The following is a 21,205-nucleotide window of genomic DNA, read 5'->3' as shown; positions in this document are numbered from 1 at the left end:
TCATGAATAGACTATCAAAACTATACGCATTAGCGATTTTAGGAGGTCTTTCGACTTCAATTTCCTTTGCCCAGACCCAGACGAAAGGGGAGGTTCAAGATCAGGAGTTTGTGATCCGAAAGGACCGGGTGCTGACCGTCCCCACTCAGCCTAGAGCCTTCGAGAAGTTACCTGTTCTTCCTCAACCCAAAGGATTGTCAGATTTTAATTATGAGACCAAGCGCTACGGACTTGATCTTAGGCCTCTGAATTTGGAGGCGACCGCAGTGGATAAAGTGTATCGAAAGGATCGTAGAGATCTTTACCCAGGTTTTATCAAGGCTGGCTATGGAAATTTTGCCTCTCCGCTTTTGGAGGCAAGATTTATGGCAACAGAAGTCGATCAGTTTAATTTTTCTGCAGTATTGGATCACCAAAGTTTCGGAAAAGGACCCGTAGCTGATGAGCAATCCCAAGAATCACATTCCCATGCAGGTATCGATGGATCGTATTTTTCAGACGTGGTTGAAATTTTTGGTGGATTAGACTGGAATCAGGATAAGTATTCCTTTTATGGAGTCGATCCTGTGACATTTGAAGACCCGGATTATCTCACTCCAGACAATGTTTTTAACCGTTTTTCGATCCAAGCAGGAGTCAGAGACATAGAAAAAACAGGCCCAATAACTTATGAATCACAATTAGGCTTCCGGACATTCCAAGATAGCTATGCTGCCATGGAAAATGAGTTTTCTCTTCAGGCCAAAGGTAAATACAGGGTCAATGAAGACTGGAGAGCTGATTTAGGGATTAGCTATTTTGGTACCACACCGGAGAATGTGGACTATATGGAAAACAGGAATTATTTTTCCATTCGACCTTCCGTTTCGTATCGATATGGTGATTTTGACTTTACAGCCGGGATCAATATTGTATCTGAAAATGATTCCATTGAGGATAAATCAAGCGATTTCAGAATTTTCCCAAATTTGGGAGCATCCTATCAGTTTGCGGATGAGTTTGGTTTTTTTGCTGAGTTCTCTGGGGATGTGGACCGAAAAACTTATCAGTCTTTTGTGCTAGAAAACCCTTGGTTAGGGCCAACCAACCGATTGCTAAATACCGTAAATAACTATCATATCGAGGCCGGAATTCAAGGACAGTTCAGTGAAATTTTCAACTATCGTGGCTCTGTGAATTTTGATCGATATAATCAGTTGTATTTCTTCGTCAATTCGCCTCTAGATCCATCTCAGTTCCAGCTGGTTTATGATGATAAGTCCACCGTAATTTCTATTCAGGGTGAGCTTTCCCTACAGTTATCGGAAGTTTATCGCTTGGGCTCGAGTTTGAATTTATACCAATATAACCTCAATACCCTCGAAGAAGCTTGGCATAGACCGATTTGGGAATTTTCCATCAACAATCAAGTTAAGCCTATTGACGCTCTGTTGATTCAGGCAAATCTAAACTTTATAGGAGGAATAAAGGCACCATCCGTACTTTCAAGTGAAGATGCTCCAACTCCTTTTACTACACTAAAGTCAATAGCGGACGTGCAATTAATGGCTGATTTTGCGATCACGGATCGTCTTTCGGTTTTTGCTCAGGGCAATAATTTACTCAATGGCTTGAATACGCGTTGGTTGAATTATCCTGTTCGTGGTGTGCTATTGGAAGGTGGATTGTCCTTCAAATTTTAATTTGTAGCGCATTTACTTGGGACATTTATCCCAATTCCGTTAGCTTCGTAGTTTTAGCAAGAGATGACAAAAGAACCTTCTTCACAGACTACTCCAAATCCGCAGGATTTTGGCCTGCCCATAGTTAATACCGCACCTATTAAGAGGAAGGGGGCTAAATCAACAACTTCGAGCAAAGGGCAGCCCTCAAGCGATGTAGAAAGCCAAGCTTCTGCTCAGGAAAAAATTGCTGCAGCAAAAGCCATGGCGGCTAAAAAAGAAGAAGCGATTCGCGTGGCTGCCATAATCGCTGAAAAGGAAAAACCTCTAGAAACAAGTGCCTCGACAAGTGCCCCAAAAAAGGAGGAGGCAAAGCCACTTCCTGCAAAATCACAAAAATGGGTTTGGCCAGTGGCAATTATTCTCATTGGACTTATTAGTGTGATTGTGTGGCAAATGATGGGGGAATCTTCATCATCCTCTGAGCCAGTTACTCAAGAAATTTCAGTAGCGGAAGAGGCTCCCATTCAAAATCCACCAGCAGTAACGGAGAGCCAAGAAGAAACTAGTGTTTCTTCTGAAGGAGTTGATTCAGAGCAGGTTAGTGAAAATGATGAGAAACCTTTAGCTCAAGACTCTGAAATTACAGAGAATGGTACAACTATTGAGCAAAGTACTCCAGGCGAGTTGATTCGCATGGAAACTAAACCTGTTCCATCACAATATTTTATAGTGGTTGGGAGTTTGCCTAATGAACGATTGGCGTTGAAAGAGTCAGAAAAGTACTGGGATAGAGCGGAGACGCTTTATTTGCTCAGCCCTAATGCTGATTCAGAAAACTATCGATTGGCCATTGGTCGATTCTCAGGGTTTACTGCCGCTAACGAAGAGCTTCAACGCGTCAAAAGTGAGTACACAGAAGCTTTATGGATTTTGAAATACTAATATGATTCTTCTTCAAACCCTCTCTACGGATTCATTGGCCGTAGCAGAAAACCTGGCGAATGGCGCCACCAAAGAAAATATCGGATTGCTTGACCTTTTGATTAAAGGTGGGTACATGATGATCCCTCTTTATTTATTGTTCATTCTTGCAATTTTCATTTTTGTCGAACGATTGATCACCCTCAAAAAAGCATCGAAGCCTTCATCGCATCTTCTTGATCAGGTCAAAGTCTTGGTGCAAAGTGGACAAGTTGAAAAGGCAAAGATTATTTGTGCGGGTGAAAATACTCCTGTAGCAAATATGATCGCTAAGGGTGTTGATCGAATCGGGAGCCCTCTTAAAAATATTGAGGTTTCTATAGAAAATGTGGGCAAAATCGAAATCTATAAATTGGAGAAGAATCTCAATTTATTGGCTACAGTATCGGGAGCGGCTCCTATGATTGGATTCTTAGGAACAGTAGCAGGTATGATTCAGGCATTTATTGCCGTGGCTCAAGAAGAGGGAATGGTTTCTCCTAAATTGCTTTCTACTGGTATTTATGAGGCCATGATTACCACAGCAGCAGGATTGGTGGTAGGTATCATTGCTTATCTAGGCTACAATTATTTGGTGTCTCGTGTATCTAAGCTCGTTCACAACATGGAGTATTCCTCCATTGAGTTTATCGACCTTCTTCAAGACAAGTAATTATGGGACTTCAAGCAAAAAATAAAGTAAATCCAGCGTTCAGCATGTCCTCGATGACGGATATCATATTTCTGCTATTGATTTTCTTTATGCTTACCTCTTCATTCATTACGCCATCAGGATTGCAGGTGAATTTACCTTCAAGTGAAACATCCGATATAGTAATGCAAGAAGTGACCGTAAGTGTAACCAAGGACTTGAAATATTCCGTTAATGATAAGGTGATCTCAAGGGATCAAGTTAAAGCTGAACTTACATCTCTACTTTCAGGTAAAAATGGACAAGTGGTCCTGCATATCGATAAAGATGTACCTGTAGAATATTTGGTAGAAATCGGAGGGATTGCCGCGGGCCTCGAGGCCAACGTGTCGATTGCTACAAAGCCATACTAAAATGCAATATTGGAACGCAGACAAGGAGGAAAGCAAGAGTAGAAAGCGAGCGGGAGTGATCACGCTGGTTTTCAACGTACTATTGCTCATTGCGTTTTACTTTATCGTGGTTTGGAAGCAACCCATTCCGCCACTTCCTACTTTTGGTTTGGAACTGAATCTAGGTTTTACTCCCGCTGGATCAGGCGATAGAAATAGTCCAAATCCCCCCTCAGAAACACCAAGTCAGACAAATGATTCGCCAGCTCCTGGTGAAGTGGCTGAAGTGGTGAGTCAGCCCGCTACCCCGACTCCAAGTCCGAGAACTGAGACAGCTAAACCCGTAACGAAAACCACACCAGCTGTAAATAAGGCTGTGAGCAAGACTCCCTCTCCCTTGAAGGGGCAAGAGGAAGCCGCTGAGCGTGCAAAAAAAGTGGAACCGGTGAGAGTTGAGCCTAAACAAACCACGGAGACCCCTGCGAAGGCTGAAGCGGAAAAAACTACTCAAAAGGCCGAAGAGAAACCCAAAGTTGACAAAAGAGCGATTTTTGGAGGAGGAGGAACTGAAGGTAAAAGCACGAAACCAAGTTCTGGTGGGGCAGAAGGTACATCTACTGAGAAAGGTGATGCGGGTGACCCCAAAGGGACAGTAGATGGACGAGCCCTAATGGGCGAAGGGTCCGGCAAGGGGGTAAGTTCTGGTTCGGGATACAGCCTTGATCTTGCAGGTTGGGATTTTGCGGCAAGACCAGAAATCAACGACCGTGTTTCCACAAGAAATGGGCGAATAGTTTTCAAAATCACAGTAGATGACTCGGGTCGAGTAGTACAGGCCGTTCCGCTCGAATACAACGTATCCAATGAGGTGCTATCCTACTATCGCCAGGTGGTGAATAGAATTCAATTTAAAAAGCAGGCTGGAACTGCTGCGGAATTCTCCACAGGAAAAATCACATTTATCGTCAAGGTCGATTAATTCATGAATTATCAGGAAACGCTGGATTATCTCTATTCGGCACTCCCAATGTTCCATCGAATAGGTGCAGCTGCTTTCAAAAAGGATCTCAGCAATACCCAAAAGCTTTGTGCTCACCTTAATCATCCAGAGAATCAATTTAAAAGTATCCATGTGGCCGGCACCAATGGTAAGGGTAGTAGTTCGCATATGCTCGCTTCTATTTTTCAGGCAGCAGGATATAAAACAGGGCTTTACACTTCTCCTCATCTAAAGGATTTTACGGAGCGAGCTCGAATCAATGGAAAACCCATGTCTGAAGACGCGGTGATCCAGTTTGTGGAAGAGAATTTTGAGTTTTTGGATGAATTACGTCCAAGTTTTTTTGAAATGAGCGTGGCAATGGCTTTTTGGTATTTTGCTCAAGAACAAGTCGACATCGCCATTATTGAAGTGGGAATGGGTGGAAGACTGGATAGCACGAATGTAATTTCGCCAGAAGTAAGTTTGATTACTTCGATTGGCTATGACCATATGCAATTTCTCGGAGATACTTTGGCAGCCATTGCTGGGGAAAAAGCTGGAATAATTAAGCCAATGACTACTGTGGTAATTTCTCAAACTCAAAGCGAAACCGTAGAGGTGTTCCAAGCTAAAGCTGAATCAGAAAATGCTCCAATTAGTTTTGCAGACAAACATTGGAAAGTGATCCAAAGGACCGAAAAGGAAGGGGTTGCCACCTTTCAAATTGAGGGTGCGGGTAAGATAGATACCTATGATCTTGATTTGCTTGGGGTTTATCAAAGGATCAATCTTTTGGGAGTTTTAGGGGTGGTTTCGGAAATACAAAAGCTTGGCTGGCATGTTGAGCAAGAAGCAGTCAAAAAAGGCCTTCGGGAAGTAATTTCTAGCACAGGACTAAAAGGTCGCTGGCAAAAGCTAGGTGATCAACCACTTATGATTTGCGATACGGGTCACAATGAGTCTGGTATTAGATTGATTCTGGAACAAATTCAGACCTATAGTTTTGATCAACTTTGGATGGTACTGGGTTTCGTTCGTGACAAGGACCTGGATTCGGTCCTCTCACTTTTGCCAAAATCGGCCAATTATGTTTTTTGTCAAGCGGACATTCCACGAGCGTTTCCATGTGAAGAGTTGAAATCACTTGCAGAATCTTTTGGTTTGAAGGGAAAAGCCATCCAAGATGTGAATGCTGCCATGGCCGAAGCAAAAAGAAAAGCCTCTGAAAATGACTTGATATTTATCGGAGGGAGTACTTTTGTGGTCGCAGAAATAGAAAATCTTTAAATGGGGCGGAATAAACTGGCCAGATTTAGGCAAAACGAAGAAAATTCAAATGTCATCCAAGAAGGGAAGGACATCTTTAATATCATCAAAGGAAATTGGCGATCAGCCCAATTCAACAATAATAATCCGCTCGTGGTGGAGCTTGCTTGTGGTCGCGGAGAATTCACTGTGGGTCTTGGGCGCGAGTTTCGAGATCAAAATTTTGTGGGTGTGGATATTAAGGGAAGTAGAATCTGGAAGGGTAGTACCATCGCCATTGCAGAAGGAATCGACAATGTGGCTTTTCTGCGTACCCAGATAGAGGTTTTGGACAAGTTTTTTGCAGAGAATGAAATTTCAGAATTGTGGATTACTTTTCCAGATCCATTTCCCAGAGATGGGGATGAAAAACGCCGATTAACTTCTCCGCGATTTTTGGAGATGTATAAGCCACTTCTACAAAAAGACGGTTTGATTCATTTCAAAACAGACAATACTGGACTTTTCGATTATAGCTTAGAGCTTTTTAAATCAAGAGAAGACATTGAGGTTTTGATCTATACTCATGATTTTTATGCCAGTGAGTGGAAAGATGATCACCTGGGAATTCAGACCCGTTACGAAAAAATATTTTCCGAAAAAGGAGAAAAAATTAAATACCTGAGGGCAAAATTTATCTAAATCTTGCCCTTAGATTTTTTGATTTTGTGACTAAATCACAAAATCGGGATCCTTATAACGAGGCTTTGGATAGGTGTAAAATCCTTCCCCTGTTTTTTCACCAAGCTTTCCTTGATCGATGTATCCCTTAAGCAAAGCAGCAAAAGCTTGAGAGGCTTTGTCTGGGCGATTGTGCGTCACGTGCCAAGCAGTATCTAGACCGATGCTATCTAAAATTCCAAATGGTCCCATAGGCATATGGAAATTTACCATCCAGCTTTTGTCAATCGCTTCCACTTCAGCCACTTCATTGGTCAGGAGTTTGCCTGCCGCACCGATTAGAGCCAAAAGCATGCTGTTGAAGATATAGCCGTGATTTTCCTTTTTGACCAAAACTGGAACCTGATTGATACTTCGTCCAAATTTCTCCAAAATTGGAATCAACTCAGGATCTGTTCCAGGATGAGGCATGATATCCACTACCCGAGAATAAAACACATCGTGAAAATGGAAAGCGCAGAATTTATTGGGTCTCCCTGAATCCTCTGCAAACATAGAGGCGAGCATGTAACTCGTATTGGTGGTGAGAATGGTTTTCTCTGGAGCCAATGCGCCAAACTGTTTCCAGACCTTTTTCTTGATGTCAGGTTCCTCAGTTACACTTTCATTCACCAAGTCAGCATTTGCAATAGCTTTCTCAGGGTCTAAAGTGAATAGAATCCGAGAGAGGGATGCCACTGCCTCATCTTCAGTAATGGCATTCGCCTTCTGGAGTTGGTTCAGAATCTTTTTCATGGTCTCGAAAGAACCATCAAGAGCCTTTTGAGTGATATCATAAACATTTACCTGATAGCCTGATATGGCGGATTGGAGCGCTACCCTAGAGCCAAGCGTTCCCGCACCGAGAATACATACATTTTGAATGGTCATATTATATTTTTTCTGTGGTTATACTTTTTGTGGCTTGCCGTCCAGCAGCTTCTACTACATGGATCAAAGCTCCAAATCGAGGATCGTTAGCATGCCCCTGACTAAAGCGTTTGAAGATTTGTTGGGCAATGACACCTACCTTGATTAGGCCGAAAACATAGTAAAAGAGCATTTGCGATAGGTCGTGACCACTCTTGCTTGCATAGTAGTCAATTACTTCCTGCCTTGTCAGATTTCCGGGTAAATGTGTGAGATTAAACATTTTTAAAATATCTGGATCGTCTTGTTGTGCCCAGTAGGCAAGGGTGGTTCCGAGATCCATTAAAGGATCGCCAACAGTCGCCATTTCCCAATCTAGAATGGCCTTAACTTCAAAAGGAGTCTTTCTGGTTAATACCATATTGTCGTACTTGAAATCGTTGTGAATAAAGCCAACATTTTCATTCGAGGGCAAATTGGAATTCAGCCAAGTAATAGCTTCTTCTACGGCACGGAGTTCATTGGTTTTAGCCTTGAAATAGCGCTGTGACCAACCAACTACCTGCCGCTCTACATACCCTTTGGGTTTTCCAAGTGCAAGCAGGCCAGAATTCTGTAGTTCTAGCTGATGGAGTTCCAGTAAAGCGTCAATAGCACTTTTTGACAGGTTATGGAAATCTTTGGGTTCAAAGGTCTCCAACTCTGTAGTTTTATTTCTCAAAATAAGTCCATCGATATGCTCCATTACAAAGAAAGGGGCTCCAAAAATTTCAGGATCTTCCTCAAAGAGTATTGCCTTCGGAATTTTTTGGTATCCAGCGTTTTGCAAGGCCTTTAATACTGAAAACTCCCGACCCATATCGTGGGCTTTACTTATTTTTTCTCCGAAAGGAGGTCTCCGAAGAACCCAAGATTTTTCAGGTGTCTTAATCTGAAAAGTCAAATTCGAAAATCCCCCTTTAAATTGAGTGATTTCTATTGAGTCTATAGAAACTTTGAGTTTTTCAGAAATGAATTCTTTGAGTTTTTTATAATCTAACTGATTTGACATGACTCGATTTAGGATGAATATTTTTTCAAAATGCTTCGAGCTAGAGAAGACTTGTGTACTTCATCTGGTCCATCGTAGATTCTTGCTCCTCGCTCATGTCGGTACCAAAAAGACAATAAAGTGTCATCAGTAATACCCAAAGCACCATGTACCTGAATTGCCCGATCGATGACTTGCATCAGCACGTCTGCGACAAAAAACTTGATCGTAGAAATATCCTCTTTGACTGCTTTGGCACCTTTTAGCTGCATGTTTTGAGCAGTGTCCATCACCATCAGTCGACTGGCCTTAATCGATGCTCTGCTTTCAGCAATCCAGTGCTGAATCGTTTGCTTTTCAGCAAGTGGTTTACCTGGATTGAGCTCTCGGGACATTGCGCGGGTACACATCATATCAAAAACGCGTTCGCAAATCCCAATCCAACGCATGCAATGATGAATTCGGCCAGGACCAAGTCGTTCTTGGGCTAAAACAAAGCCTTGGCCTTCTTGACCAATCAAATAGGATGCAGGTACTCGGCAGTTTTCAAATTTGACTTCGCTGTGGGAAAGGTAGCCTTCGCCAGGTTCGCCCATGATAGGGATATTTCGAAGATTGCTGTATCCCGCAGTATCCAAAGGTACAATGATCATACTCGCCTTTTGATAAGGAGAATCTGCATTTGGATTGGTGACGGCCATGACAATCGTAAAAGCTGCTCCATCGGCCGCAGTGGTAAACCATTTGTGGCCATTGATCACATATTCATCCCCATCACGCACTGCGAGAGTGGACATATGGATGGGATTGCTTCCGGCATGGCCAGGCTCAGTCATTGCAAAACAGCTACGTATTTCACCACGCTGCAAAGGATACAGGAATTGCTCTTTTTGTTCTTTTGAGCCGAATAGATGCAGGAGCTCCATATTTCCGATATCCGGTGCATTGCAATTAAAAATGTAATGCCCTAAAGGGCTTTGTCCGAGAATCTCTGAAACTTGAGCAAACTTCACCAAATCCAGGCCAAGTCCTCCTTCTTCTTTAGAAAGATGGGGAGCAAAAAGTCCCAAGGATTTTGCCTCAGAACGAAGCTCATTCAAGAATGGCACAGATTGAAAAAAAGGCGTGGTGACTAGTTCGAGATCTCTGGGAAATAGTTTTTCTTCTACAAACTTTTGATACTTCTGGAGGAGTTGGGTGAAGTTCTCCTCAGTAGAGGTTATTTGGGTCATTGAATCGATTTTAAATTGTAAATCCTCCATCCGCAGTGAATACTGCGCCGGTGGTATAAGTGGAAGCAGGCGAAGCTAGAAAGAGAGCCATGGCTCCGATTTCTTCTGGTGTTCCCACTCGCTTAATAGGCAGTTGCTTCATCATCATGGCCATGATTTTATCGTTGGACCAAAGAGCCTCCGAAAATTTAGTCTGGATCAGTCCAGGGCAGATAACATTTACTCTAATTTTGGCTTCTCCCCATTCTTTGGCAAATACCTTGGTCATGGAGATGAGAGCGGCTTTACTTACACTGTAAATCCCCAAACCAGGTTCGGGAGAAATCCCTCCTATAGAACTGATATTGATGACTGATGGGGCACTCGCTTGCCGCAAATACGGAAAACACAGCTTGCTGAGCTCAAAGGGTGCTTTGAGATTTACATCCATTATTTTGTCGAAAGCAGCGATGTCGGTATGATGAATAGGGCCAAAGACGGGGTTGGCTGCCGCATTATTAACCAAAATATCGATGCCTCCGAAAACTTCTACAGTCTTTTCGACCAGTGACTTCAACTCGTCCATGTTTCCCACGTTACAGGCGATTCCTTTAGCCGAATAGCCCTTGGCATTCAGTGCTTCTGCATGCTTGTCGAGGTCTTCTTGTTTGCGACTGCTGAGGACTACTTTTGCGCCAGCCGCCGCAAATATTTCTGCAATACTTAAGCCGATGCCCTTGCTCGCTCCTGTGATCAAGGCTACTTTTCCATCCAAAGAAAAAAGTGAAGACAAATCCATGTAATTCTAGTTTAATTGATGAGGTCATAAGTTAGAAAAAATACATCAGTGGATGAACTAGAGTTAAAATATATCCATAGTTTTATTTGATTTTAATTTTATCATACTAATCCCCAAAGAAGAGATGAAAGAAGTGATTTTTGAAAATGTAGGAATGCCGGAAGATGTGTTGAAGTTGGTAGAATCACCTACACCAGAGCCCAAGGCTTATGAAGTTTTAATCCGAGTGACAGCAAGAAATATCAATCCCTCCGATATCATGTTTGTAAGAGGCATGTATGGGATTACTCCAAAACTACCAAGTAGTGCTGGTTTTGAAGCTTGTGGGGTGGTGGAGAAGTCGGATGAAAAAGGGACTATTCCTAAAGGAACTGGGGTGATGTTCACGTCCATAGGCACTTGGAGAGAATACCTGACTGCACCAGCAGCTATGGTGATTCCTGTGCCGGATGCCATGTCAGACGAAGTGGCTTGTCAGGCTTTCGTCAATCCTATGACTGCCTATGGAATGATAGAAAAATCAGGTTTGAAGGCAGGGGAGTGGCTCCTGATTACAGCTGGTGCCTCGGCATTTGGCAAGTTTGCGATCCAAATGGCTAAAGCCAAAGGGATTAAAGTCGCATGCACAGTGCGTCATGATTCTCAAAAAGAGATGTTAGCAGGATTAGGTGCTGATTTGGTAGTAAACACGGAAAAAGAAAAGCTCCAGAAGGTGGTAGGTCAAGAAACTGGAGAAGGAGTTTCTGTGATTTTTGATGCAGTAGGCGGAGTGCTTGGAGGCAAAGCTTTGGCTTGCCTTAAGCAGGGAGGTAGAATGATGGTTTTTGGACTTTTGAGTCTTGAAAATATCCCAATGAATAGTGGTCTATTGATTTTTAAGAATTTGAAAATTGAAGGTTTTTGGCTGACCACTTGGATTGAAAGCTTGTCAAATGAAGATCGTACAAAAGCTTTCCAAAAGGTTTTTGGCTTTTTGATTCAGCATTCAGATAAAGTGGATGTTGCTGCAAAATATCCATTAGAAGAATTCAAAGAAGCTATAGCCACCTATGAAAAAGCTGGTAGAAATGGGAAAATTCTTCTGATAAGCTAAGTACTTCCTTACTTTTCTCGAAAAAAATTTATCCTCAAGAAAGGATTACCCATCTTTGTGCTTTCAAAACCAAAAAAGTATTAGAAATGGATCTGGATAAGCTTGATAAACAACTTACCGCAATCGTAGAAAAGAGAATTGAATTGAGTGGAATGGATTATAGCAATGAACGCTATGATGATCTCGAAGAGGAGTTACATGATCTCGAAGATGATTTCAATGAGGCCTATGAAGCAGAATTTGAGGTTCAGTTGGAAAAAATACACGAAAAACTTCAGTCTGATACTGATATTCTTTTGCCTACAGCTTACTTGGCCAACACCTACAAGCCTTTACTTCCAGATGCTCGAGGAATCGTGAGCTATGAAGTCAGTGGGTATCAAGGTGTACCCATTGAATCAGAGCAATTCGAAAACATGGATGTTCGAATCGTTTTGATTCCAAATCCAGCTCGTTTTGTCATGCTTGTCAGCGGTAAGCAGATGAAGGATCTTTGGAGAAGTAGATAAGCCTTTCTTGAAATAGAAGTTCAATAAAAAACCCAGCGACTAATCTCGCTGGGTTTTTGGTTTAGGCAAAGCCTAGTTTTTCGCGTACTTGCTGCAAAAGTTGCATCCCTATTTCTTGGGCTTTTGCCTCACCTGCCGAGAGTTTCTTTTCAACTTCCTCCGGATTGGACATGTAGAAATCAAAGGCCTTTCGTTCTGCGGCATATTTTTCTAAGACTAGCGCCAAAAAATCTTTTTTGGCATGGCCATAGCCGTAATTCCCGCCTTCATAATTTTTGCGCATTTGTGCAGTTTGATCTGCTGATGCCACCAAGCTGTACAACTTAAATACGTTGCATGTATCTGGGTTTTTTGGCTCTTCTAGCGGGGTGCTGTCTGTAATGATGCTATTGATATTTTTCTTAAGCTGCTTTTCGGGTAGGAAGATATCAATGTAGTTGTTGTAGGATTTACTCATCTTCTGACCATCTGTGCCAGGGATGATTTTGACTTCTTCAGAGATTCGTGGCTCAGGTAGGGTCAGGATTTCTTCACCTAGTTGATGGTTGAAAGCTGAGGCGATATCTCTACACATTTCCAAATGCTGCAACTGATCCTTGCCTACAGGGACTAAGTCTGCCGAATACAAGAGAATGTCGGCTGACATCAACACGGGGTAGGTGAAGAGGCCCGCATTTACGTCGGAGAGACGTTCAGATTTGTCTTTGAAGCTATGCGCATTGGCAAGCATAGGGAAGGGCGTGAAGCAACTGAGATACCAAGTCAACTCAGCTACTTCAGGTCGTCTGCTTTGTCGGTAAAAAACCGTCTTTTCTATATCCAAACCAAAAGCCAGCCAGGCTGCAGCTACCGCCAGTGTATTCTCCTTTCTAAGTGCACCATCCTTCGAGCTCGTAAGCGAATGAAAATCTGCAATAAAAATAAAAGACTCTTCCTTGTTTTGTTTGATCAATTCAATGGCAGGAACAATCGCTCCTAAGATATTACCCAAATGAGGTCTGCCACTGCTTTGAATCCCTGTTAATACTCTCGCCATTGGTTTAATTTTGGCGCAAATTAAGTAAATCAGCCTATAATTCGTCTGAATTTATACGTTATTTGTCCCTATGAATATTCGTGCTTCCTTTGGACTTACAGTCTTATATATCCTTCTTTCAGTTTTCGATGTTTCGGCCCAAGAAGCTGAGATTCCTAAAACTATCTGGGAAGTCAATCGAGTCAATTTGGGTACAATTCTAGCAGAACAAGGTCCTCAGATTGCTGAGTTCAAGTTTACGCATACTCAAGATTCTATATTGGTGATCGAGGAGGTTTTGACAGACTGCGGTTGTACCACGGCAGAGTATACAAGTGATAGCCTTAAGGTAGGAGAAGAAGGATTGGTAAAAATCAGCTTTGATCCAGTGACGGCAGCAGGGCCATTTTCAAGAATGATCATTGTGAAAGGTAATCTTCATTCTGTTGAGGATACGCTATTTGTCGAAGGTACAGCCATTCCTTTTCCCCAAAATCCCTTGATCGATTATCCAGTCAAACGACTTGATCTTGGTTTCCGTCAATCCAAAGTGAATGTCGGTCAGGTGTTTACCAATGAGCCTAAGTTAAAAGCGATTGAGATCTTTAATTTTGGTAGTCAGACCCTCCGAGCAGACAGCATTTTTTTTATGGGACCTGAGTACCTATATCTTGTGGGTGCCACGGATAGCATCCCTTCAAAAAGTCGTGGACTTGTACAAATCGCCTACGATGGCGCCATGAAGAATGATTTAGGATTCTTTGAAGACGATATTACCCTTGGATGGAAGGGAGCAGACAGTGTAAGATTAGATGTGATTGCTGATGTTTTCGAATACTTTCCTCCGATTCCAAGAGAAGATTTTAACCGAGTGCCTCAGCTATTGCTCAGCACCAAAGAAATTGACTTCAAGGATATCTCTCCCAATGAGGTGCAAGAAGAGGAAGTGATGCTGACTAATCGTGGGCAACAAGTATTAGAGATTCGTAAAATACAGGGAAACTGCACTTGCCTAAATCTTGAAATGAGCGGTACTCAAATTAATCCAGGTGAAAGCCTGCCTTTGAGTATAAAATTTGACCCGAGGGGCCGACTTGGTCGGGATCAGCGAAATATCTATGTGTTTTCGAATGATCCCATTAATCCGGTTCAGTTGATTTTATTGAAAAGTAGAATTGAGTGAATTCGTTCAAACTGTGATTAATTAGTAACTTAGAAATGAATGAAAAATTTCCATTTTTGAAATGGTGTTGTGCTTTTTGTTGACTATGAAAATTAGAAATACATTTTTACTCTTTTTCCTTTTTTTGAGTTTTACAGTACTCGGATCAACAAAATTTGCCTCCCCTTCAGGAAATTCTTCAAACAACGGATCAGATCCTTCTCAAGCCTGGGACTTAGCCTTTGCCTTAAGCGAATCGTCTCCTCTCGTCGCTGGGGATTCCTTGGTATTATTGGATGGGGTTTACGAAGGTAATTTTGAAAGCTTTTTGAACGGATCTTCAGGAAACCCTATTGTGGTGATTGCTCAAAATGATGGAGGGGCTATCATCGATGTAAGTAAAAATAGAACCTCGGGTACGGGACTTATTGTCAAAGGCACTCATACATGGTTTGTCAATCTAAAAATCACCTCTTCCACTACGATCAGAAAGTCTGAAGCTTCCAATGGTTTTGCAGAGGTTTTATACGAATCTGGGATTGCCCTTTTCGGAGATAATATCAAGATCATTAATTGTTGGGTCTATGATGTTAACGGCGGTGGGATGGAATTGTGGCGAAATGGCTTTAATAATGAGGTTTATGGCACAGTGGTGTTCAATAACGGATCTCAGGCTGAGACCAGAGGAACAGGTCACGGTTTTTATATTCAGCATGCTGATCCTAGTCAGCCAAAAATCATTGAAAACAATATTGTATTCCAAAATGCTTCTCAAGGGATCAATATCTATACAACTAATCCTGAAAACAAGGGGATAAAAGTTTTCAGGAATGTCTCTTTCAACACTGGTGTAATCGCCGATGTGGATTTGACAGTGCATCGACCTCCCCATAATCTCACGATCGGATCTAGGAATAATCTGAGCTCTGATATGGAAGTCATGGGGAATGTGTTTTACAGAGATTTGCAAGGGTCTAGGCTTAAAGCAAATGAAGTAAGCAATGTGACTTTTGGTCGCACTTATTTTCCAAACCAGAGCTTGAGTTTTAAAGAAAACACAGTATTTGGTGGAGGAAATCAAATTGAACTATTGCCACTTTCTGGTCTTGAGTTGAGATCTAATAGACTGTATAATGTTCACGGTAATTTTTATGCACTTTTTGGAGGGTCCGCGGATTATCCTGGAGCCAACTGGGACTCCAATAGTTTATTCAATATTGCAAATTTTCCTACTCCGTTTAATGGTCTAAACTTTCAGAATTGGAAGGATAGTTTTGGTTTTGATGTCAATTCCGATTTTAGAAATTTCCCGGCAGTATTGGACGAGATAATGGTGACAAAAAACAAATATGATGAGTCTAAATACTATGTCACCATTGTAAGTTTAAATGACTCAGAAAACATTGCTGTTGATTTCTCAGCCTATGATATTCCTCCAGGAAGTGAATATGAAATTATTGATTTCCAAAATCCATTCGATTCAGATCAAAGAGTTGTAGGGACTTATGAAGGAGGAACCATCCGGTTTCCCATGAATTGGAGCAAATCACTTCAACCAAAGGGGAATATGCCTTATGTGGTACGCCATACCGATTTAACTTTTGGTACTTTTCTTTTGAAGGTTGAGCGAGTGGAAAGTTTGGAGGACCCAGTAGTCAAGCAAGAAATTAAGTTGTACCTCAACGAGGAGGGGGTAGTAAATGTGAAACTCTCCGATTTAATTGAAACTTTTGGTTCTTATTCTCCCGAAGAGTTCGTTTTGTCTAAAGAGGTTTTAAACTGTCAGGACTCGCCTATGGCAAATATTGAAATTACAGCCTCTAAATCAGCGAGCCAAAGTTGGTCTGAAACAGTTGAAATTGCCGTCCTTGACACCATAAGTCCTGAGTTTAGTATCACCTCTTCTTCCCTAGTTTTTGATCCTCTTGTTAAGGGCCCTGTTTCGGTGAATATTTTTTCTTTTGACCCTATTATAGATTATGACAATTGCGATGGTCCATATACCTACGAATGGTCCATTAAGGAGATTACATGTGAAGACATAAGCTGGAGAGATCAAGAGAAACTTTTTGATATTAGTGCTGTTCTAATTGATGGTTCCGGTAACCGGTCTAGTCCTAGCAATTCCGTATTGAATGTTCGTTTTGTTCCTTCTGATACAATTTCATTGAGTGCCAAAACACCACTTTATCAAGGGAATACAGCGGAGATTCAACTGGGGGATGAATATGAATTCGAAGTATTGAATTGGTATGGCCCGAGTGGATTGCTAGAGGGGCAAAAAGGTAAGAATATTCTCATCGATGAAGAAGGACTCTATTATGCCGAAATAATCACCGAATCGGGTTGCCCACTTATTTCTAAAACGCTATTTGTAGTAGCTGAGGAAGTTCCTTTTCCTCCAGTAAAAGATGAAATCGTTCTATTCCTAGATCAGAATGGAGTAGCGTCGCTTTCTCCTGAAGATATCTTCACAACCTGGCCAGCTGATCAAGAGCTTTCTGTGGTAATTACCCCCAATGCATTTGACTGCGAATCTATCGGTGATCAGGAGGTGGATGTGGTGATTTCTGATCAGAATGGTAATTCTTGGGATTTGGCTATTTCTGTTTTGATTCAAGATGAGATTCCTCCCGTTTTACAGACCAAAGATGTGGAATTGGTATTGGATAGGGTTCTTGGAACTTTAGAGCTGGAACCGGATGATTTTATTTCTGAATTGGTTGATAATTGCGGAGTCAAAGAAGTGATCCTCAGCAAAACCCAAATCACTTGTGAGGATATCGGTAAAGAGATGGTCATTGAACTTAGGGCAGTGGATTTCTCAGGAAATGTTACTGAGCAATCCGCCTTTTTAACTGTTTCTGGAACAGTGAGCACTCCGGTCACTATCTCAGGAGATACCAACATTTGCCAAGGGCAAAGCACGCTACTAACTGTGGTTTCAGAGGGGGCATTTGAAGTGGTACAGTGGAGGAGAAATGGCCAAGAGTTGGAAGGAAGCGGTAAATCAATCGAAGCTACTCAAGGAGGACAATATGAGGCCTTGATCCGATTCGAGGGAGGATGTCTCTGGGAATCACAAAATGTAGAAGTAAGTGTAAAAGAATTACCAGAAGGCGAAATCGTAAGAAATGGATTTATTTTGATTGCACCGGAAGGAGAATTGAGCTATCAATGGCTACAAAATAATGATCCTATTGAAGGAGCTGAAGGTCGTGAATTTGAAGTGACAGAGCCGGGGAATTACTCTGTGATAATTTCTAGCGAATCAGGTTGCGAAAGGACTCTGAATCCTGTGGAGATCACCCAAGAGGATTTTGATAATCCTTTCCCTCCAGTCAAAGAAGAGATTATTTTAGAATTGAATGAAGAGACGGGTACGGTAACTCTAAAAGCTGAGGATGCCTTTACCAGCTGGCCGCCCGCAGATCCCGATTTGGAGATCACGTTTAGTCATTCTGAATTTGATTGTCAGGATGTCGCCGAGCCACAGGGGATAGTCATCCGAATAGAGAATAAAGAAGGTCAAGTCTGGGAAAGATTGTCTCTCGTAGTGGTGAAGGATACTAGCGGACCTAAGTTGACATTACGTGATTTGGAAATACAGTTTGATCTTGTAGCAGGAGAATTGACTCTTTCTGCGGATGATTTCATCGAAGAGGTTTCTGACAATTGTGAAGTTGCTGAGGTGATTCTAAATAGATCGGTTTACACTTGTGAGGATATTGGCGAGTCTATTGAAGTAGAAATTGTCGCTGTGGATCTTTCTGGAAATGAAACTCTGGAAAAGGCTGTTTTGACACTTATCCCTTCCGCGTCTAGTCCTGTAGAAATTGGTGGAAATGTAAACCTCTGCGAGGGAGAAGAAGCAGAGATTGTGTTGGAGTCTGACGCAGAATTTGAGGTGATTAGATGGAGAAGGAATGGCACTGAAGTGCAAGGCGAAAGGGGCAAGACACTTCAAACTTCTACTCCTGGTATTTACCATGCCGTGATTAGATATTCAGGTGCTTGCATTTCGGAGACTGAGGAAATCGAAGTGAGTGTGCAGCAGCTGCCAGAAGGAGAGATTCATGAGGATGGAAATAATCTTACTGCTCCAGAGGGGGAATATACCTATCAGTGGTTTAGGAATGGAGATCCTATTTCTGGGGCAGATGAGAGATCTTTGACTGTGGATCAAATGGGCGAATATACCGTAGAATTGACCACAAGTTTTGGATGTATGACTCGGTTGGAGCCTGTAACCCTTACAATTTCAAGTCTTATTTCTCGTCCGGTTTCTAGGGCTGAGTCGCTATTGATTTTCCCAAATCCAGGAGAGTCACTTGTGGAGGTTTCCATCGATTCGGATCCAATGTTCAGTTTGGTTTCTATGAAGATTTATTCCCAAGAAGGTAGAGATCTCACTCCAAGCGTGCGAATCGCTCAAAAATCTAATGTAGAATTTGAGCTAGACATTGAGTTGCTTCCACAGGGCATGTATTTAGTCTGGCTAAGAGGGGAGGGGCAGAAATTGTACTTTGGAAAGCTTATCAAAAATTAATTGAAGCTCATAAAAAAAGCTCTCAGAGTTAGTCTGAGAGCTTTTTTTGGTTCTAGCCTAATTATTTGAAGGCTTGGATTCCAGTAATTTCATTTCCTAAAATCAGAAGGTGAATGTCATGAGTTCCTTCATAAGTAAGAACAGATTCCAGATTCATCATATGTCTCATCAGTGGATATTCTCCAGTGATACCCATTCCTCCATGAATTTGACGAGCTTCACGAGCTACATTCAGTGCCATCTCTACATTATTTCGCTTGGCCATAGAAATATGAACCGTGCGAGCAGTTCCTTCATTCATCATTTTACCTACTTTCCAAGCCAGTAATTGAGCTTTCGTGATTTCAGTAAGCATCTCGGCAAGTTTCTTTTGCGTTAGCTGAAAACCCGCTATCGGCTTACCAAATTGAATTCTCTCGGCTGCATAGCGTCTAGCAGACTCGTAGCAGTCCATGGCTGCACCAATTGCACCCCAGGCGATTCCAAATCGGGCAGAGTCCAAACACATCATGGGTGCACCTAAACCTGTTTTTCCTAAAAGTAAGTTCTCCTTTGGGACCTTCACATTGTCAAATACCAACTCACCAGTGCACGATGCTCTTAGTGACCATTTGCCATGGGTCTCTGGGGTAGAAAAGCCTTCCATGCCTCGCTCTACGATTAAGCCATGAATCCTGCCCTCTTCATTTTTAGCCCACACTACTGCGATGTCGGCCTTCGGAGAATTAGAAATCCACATTTTAGCTCCATTGAGCAAATAGTGATCACCCATGTCCTTGAAGTTGGTGGTCATTCCACTTGGATTGGATCCATGATCAGGTTCAGTCAAACCAAAACAACCTAGATATTCGCCAGAAGCCAGCTTTGGGAGGTATTTTTTACGTTGCTGCTCATTCCCAAATTTGTAAATCGGGTACATGACCAGTGAGCCTTGTACGGAGGCTGTGGAGCGCATTCCAGAATCACCTCTCTCAATTTCTTGCATGATCAGGCCATAGGAGATGTAATCAAGCCCCCCTCCGCCGTACTCACTTGGAATCTGCGGGCCAAATGCACCAACGTCACCAAATTTCTTTACAATATCATAAGGAAAATAGGCCTTTTGTGCCCAGTCTTCGATATAGGGGGAAATCTCTTTTTTTACAAAATCTCGAATCGAACTCCTGATTAATTTATGCTCCTCGGTCAGTAAATCGTCCAAATCAAGGAAATCTACGCCTTCAAATAGGTCTTGTTTCTGAGATTTGTGTATTTCTACGGTCTCCATACAGATTTTTTTTTGTGAATAGAATGAGACAATTTTGTCTTTCTGCTAGCAGTATAACGCTTTTCGAAATAAATAGATTAGCATTTAAAAAACTATCTTTTTGATTAAAATCCCCCATGCACGAATCAAATTTTGACCCAAAAATTCTTGATAAGATTCATCAGCTTCAAGAAAAATTCAAAGCCTCAGGGCAGGATATGCTTTCCTATCTTGAGGGACTGCTTTATGCAGACTATCTCACTTACTGGGAATACATCAATCTGGATGTGCTATTGTCTTTGCAGCAGCCTAAAACCAGCTTTAAAGACGAGAAGATTTTCATCATTTATCACCAGATTACTGAGCTGTATTTTAAGCTGATAATTTCCGAAATGGAGCAAATCTCAGATCAAGATGAGATTCAGGAAGAGTTTTTTAAGCAGAGGCTTGATCGGATTCTCATGTATTTTGATCATTTGATCAATTCTTTCGCAATGATGTGGAAAGGCATGGAGCGGGAGCAGTTTTTGAAATTCCGTATGTCACTTTTGCCCTCAAGTGGCTTCCAAAGTGCGCAATATCGTGAGATAGAATTAATGGCAGCAGATGCTTTTCATTTAGTGGCGCAGGAATTTAGAGCAGAGCACGACTATCATTCTCCATCCGACGATCTTTTTGAGCACTTATATTGGCAAAAGGGAGCGATCGAATTGGCTTCTGGACAAAAGACGCTCACACTTAAAAACTTCGAGATCAAGTATGGCAAAAAGCTGATCGAGATCATAGAGAATTATAGGCGAAAAAATATTTGGCAGAAGTACATGTCGATATCAAATCCTTCAGAGGAATTGACGGAAATGATGCGACAATTTGACCTCAAAGCCAATGTCTTTTGGCCTTTGGCTCATTACAAATCTGCTGTGCGCTATCTACAAAAAGACCCTGTTGATATCGCTGCGACGGGTGGAACTAACTGGCAAAAATACCTTCCTCCACGTTTCCAGAAGGTTATATTTTTCCCTGAACTTTGGTCAAAAGAGGAAATGGAGAATTGGGGAAAAGGCTGGGTAGTCAAAGAAATCTTCGGAGAAGACAAGCTTCCTTAA

At 42.0% G+C, this 21,205-nt stretch carries 18 protein-coding genes; 12 read left to right on the top strand and 6 right to left on the bottom strand.

The features are described from left to right. The first annotated feature begins 2 nt into the window (after positions 1-2). From ACFOSV_RS14820 to trmB, 7 genes are all read left to right on the top strand, one after another. Entirely contained in the window at positions 3-1,682 is a 1,680-nt protein-coding gene (locus tag ACFOSV_RS14820; protein ID WP_377906809.1) for a TonB-dependent receptor, read from the top strand. Positions 1,683-1,745: 63 nt separating this feature from the next. Further along, positions 1,746-2,606 carry an SPOR domain-containing protein gene (locus ACFOSV_RS14815; RefSeq protein ID WP_377906808.1) on the top strand — a complete coding sequence of 287 codons (861 nt, stop codon included), beginning with the start codon at positions 1,746-1,748 and terminating at the stop codon, positions 2,604-2,606. Position 2,607: 1 nt separating this feature from the next. Then, a complete protein-coding gene (locus ACFOSV_RS14810) occupies positions 2,608-3,297 on the top strand; it encodes a MotA/TolQ/ExbB proton channel family protein (protein ID WP_377906807.1) in 690 nt (229 codons plus the stop codon). 2 nt (positions 3,298-3,299) lie between these two features. Continuing rightward, positions 3,300-3,689, top strand: a complete 390-nt coding sequence (locus ACFOSV_RS14805; RefSeq protein ID WP_377906806.1) for an ExbD/TolR family protein — start codon at positions 3,300-3,302, stop codon at positions 3,687-3,689. 1 nt (position 3,690) lies between these two features. Continuing rightward, the gene (locus ACFOSV_RS14800) at positions 3,691-4,647 is read left to right on the top strand and encodes an energy transducer TonB (RefSeq protein WP_377906805.1); all 957 of its coding nucleotides are present in this window, start codon (positions 3,691-3,693) and stop codon (positions 4,645-4,647) included. Positions 4,648-4,650: 3 nt separating this feature from the next. Continuing rightward, positions 4,651-5,937, top strand: a complete 1,287-nt coding sequence (locus ACFOSV_RS14795; RefSeq protein ID WP_377906804.1) for a bifunctional folylpolyglutamate synthase/dihydrofolate synthase — start codon at positions 4,651-4,653, stop codon at positions 5,935-5,937. Beyond that, entirely contained in the window at positions 5,938-6,597 is a 660-nt protein-coding gene (trmB, locus tag ACFOSV_RS14790; protein ID WP_377906803.1) for a tRNA (guanosine(46)-N7)-methyltransferase TrmB, read from the top strand. 30 nt (positions 6,598-6,627) lie between these two features. Here trmB and ACFOSV_RS14785 read toward each other — a convergent pair whose 3' ends face one another. From ACFOSV_RS14785 to ACFOSV_RS14770, 4 genes are read right to left on the bottom strand one after another with little or no spacing between them, the layout of a single operon-like run. Beyond that, the gene (locus ACFOSV_RS14785; protein WP_377906802.1) at positions 6,628-7,506 is read right to left on the bottom strand and encodes a 3-hydroxyacyl-CoA dehydrogenase; all 879 of its coding nucleotides are present in this window, start codon (positions 7,504-7,506) and stop codon (positions 6,628-6,630) included. Between the two features lies 1 nt (position 7,507). Next, positions 7,508-8,536 (bottom strand): phosphotransferase family protein, encoded by a 1,029-nt coding sequence (locus ACFOSV_RS14780; protein WP_377906801.1) that lies wholly within the window; start codon positions 8,534-8,536, stop codon positions 7,508-7,510. 8 nt (positions 8,537-8,544) lie between these two features. Beyond that, positions 8,545-9,747: an acyl-CoA dehydrogenase family protein gene (locus ACFOSV_RS14775; RefSeq protein WP_377906800.1), complete on the bottom strand. Its 1,203-nt coding sequence runs from the start codon at positions 9,745-9,747 to the stop codon at positions 8,545-8,547. Between the two features lie 10 nt (positions 9,748-9,757). Next, positions 9,758-10,525 carry a glucose 1-dehydrogenase gene (locus ACFOSV_RS14770; protein ID WP_377906799.1) on the bottom strand — a complete coding sequence of 256 codons (768 nt, stop codon included), beginning with the start codon at positions 10,523-10,525 and terminating at the stop codon, positions 9,758-9,760. 124 nt (positions 10,526-10,649) lie between these two features. On the opposite strand from ACFOSV_RS14770, the gene ACFOSV_RS14765 reads away from it, so the two are divergent. Both ACFOSV_RS14765 and ACFOSV_RS14760 read left to right on the top strand, forming a co-directional pair. After that, complete coding sequence (locus ACFOSV_RS14765; RefSeq protein ID WP_377906798.1) at positions 10,650-11,618, top strand: zinc-dependent alcohol dehydrogenase family protein; 969 nt, start codon at positions 10,650-10,652, stop codon at positions 11,616-11,618. Between the two features lie 86 nt (positions 11,619-11,704). Next, positions 11,705-12,127 (top strand): hypothetical protein, encoded by a 423-nt coding sequence (locus tag ACFOSV_RS14760; protein ID WP_377906797.1) that lies wholly within the window; start codon positions 11,705-11,707, stop codon positions 12,125-12,127. Positions 12,128-12,188: 61 nt separating this feature from the next. Here the strand turns inward: ACFOSV_RS14760 and trpS are convergent, their stop codons facing one another. Next, a complete protein-coding gene (gene trpS, locus ACFOSV_RS14755) occupies positions 12,189-13,163 on the bottom strand; it encodes a tryptophan--tRNA ligase (protein ID WP_377906796.1) in 975 nt (324 codons plus the stop codon). A 70-nt stretch (positions 13,164-13,233) separates the two neighbouring features. Here trpS and ACFOSV_RS14750 point away from each other — a divergent pair, with 70 nt between their 5' ends. Further along, positions 13,234-14,325, top strand: a complete 1,092-nt coding sequence (locus ACFOSV_RS14750) for a DUF1573 domain-containing protein (RefSeq protein ID WP_377906795.1) — start codon at positions 13,234-13,236, stop codon at positions 14,323-14,325. An 85-nt stretch (positions 14,326-14,410) separates the two neighbouring features. Next, a complete protein-coding gene (locus tag ACFOSV_RS14745) occupies positions 14,411-18,853 on the top strand; it encodes a T9SS type A sorting domain-containing protein (RefSeq protein WP_377906794.1) in 4,443 nt (1,480 codons plus the stop codon). A 61-nt stretch (positions 18,854-18,914) separates the two neighbouring features. Here the strand turns inward: ACFOSV_RS14745 and ACFOSV_RS14740 are convergent, their stop codons facing one another. After that, positions 18,915-20,120, bottom strand: coding sequence for an acyl-CoA dehydrogenase family protein (locus ACFOSV_RS14740; protein WP_377906793.1), 1,206 nt, complete (start codon positions 20,118-20,120; stop codon positions 18,915-18,917). Between the two features lie 116 nt (positions 20,121-20,236). Here ACFOSV_RS14740 and ACFOSV_RS14735 point away from each other — a divergent pair, with 116 nt between their 5' ends. Then, on the top strand, positions 20,237-21,205 hold the full coding sequence (locus ACFOSV_RS14735; RefSeq protein WP_377906792.1) for a tryptophan 2,3-dioxygenase family protein: 969 nt from the start codon (positions 20,237-20,239) through the stop codon (positions 21,203-21,205).

The organism is Algoriphagus namhaensis (assembly GCF_042649705.1).
GTDB classification, from domain to species: Bacteria; Bacteroidota; Bacteroidia; order Cytophagales; family Cyclobacteriaceae; genus Algoriphagus; species Algoriphagus namhaensis.
The sequence above is the reverse complement of the archived record's forward strand: the minus strand, read 5'-3'. Positions and strand labels throughout refer to the sequence as shown.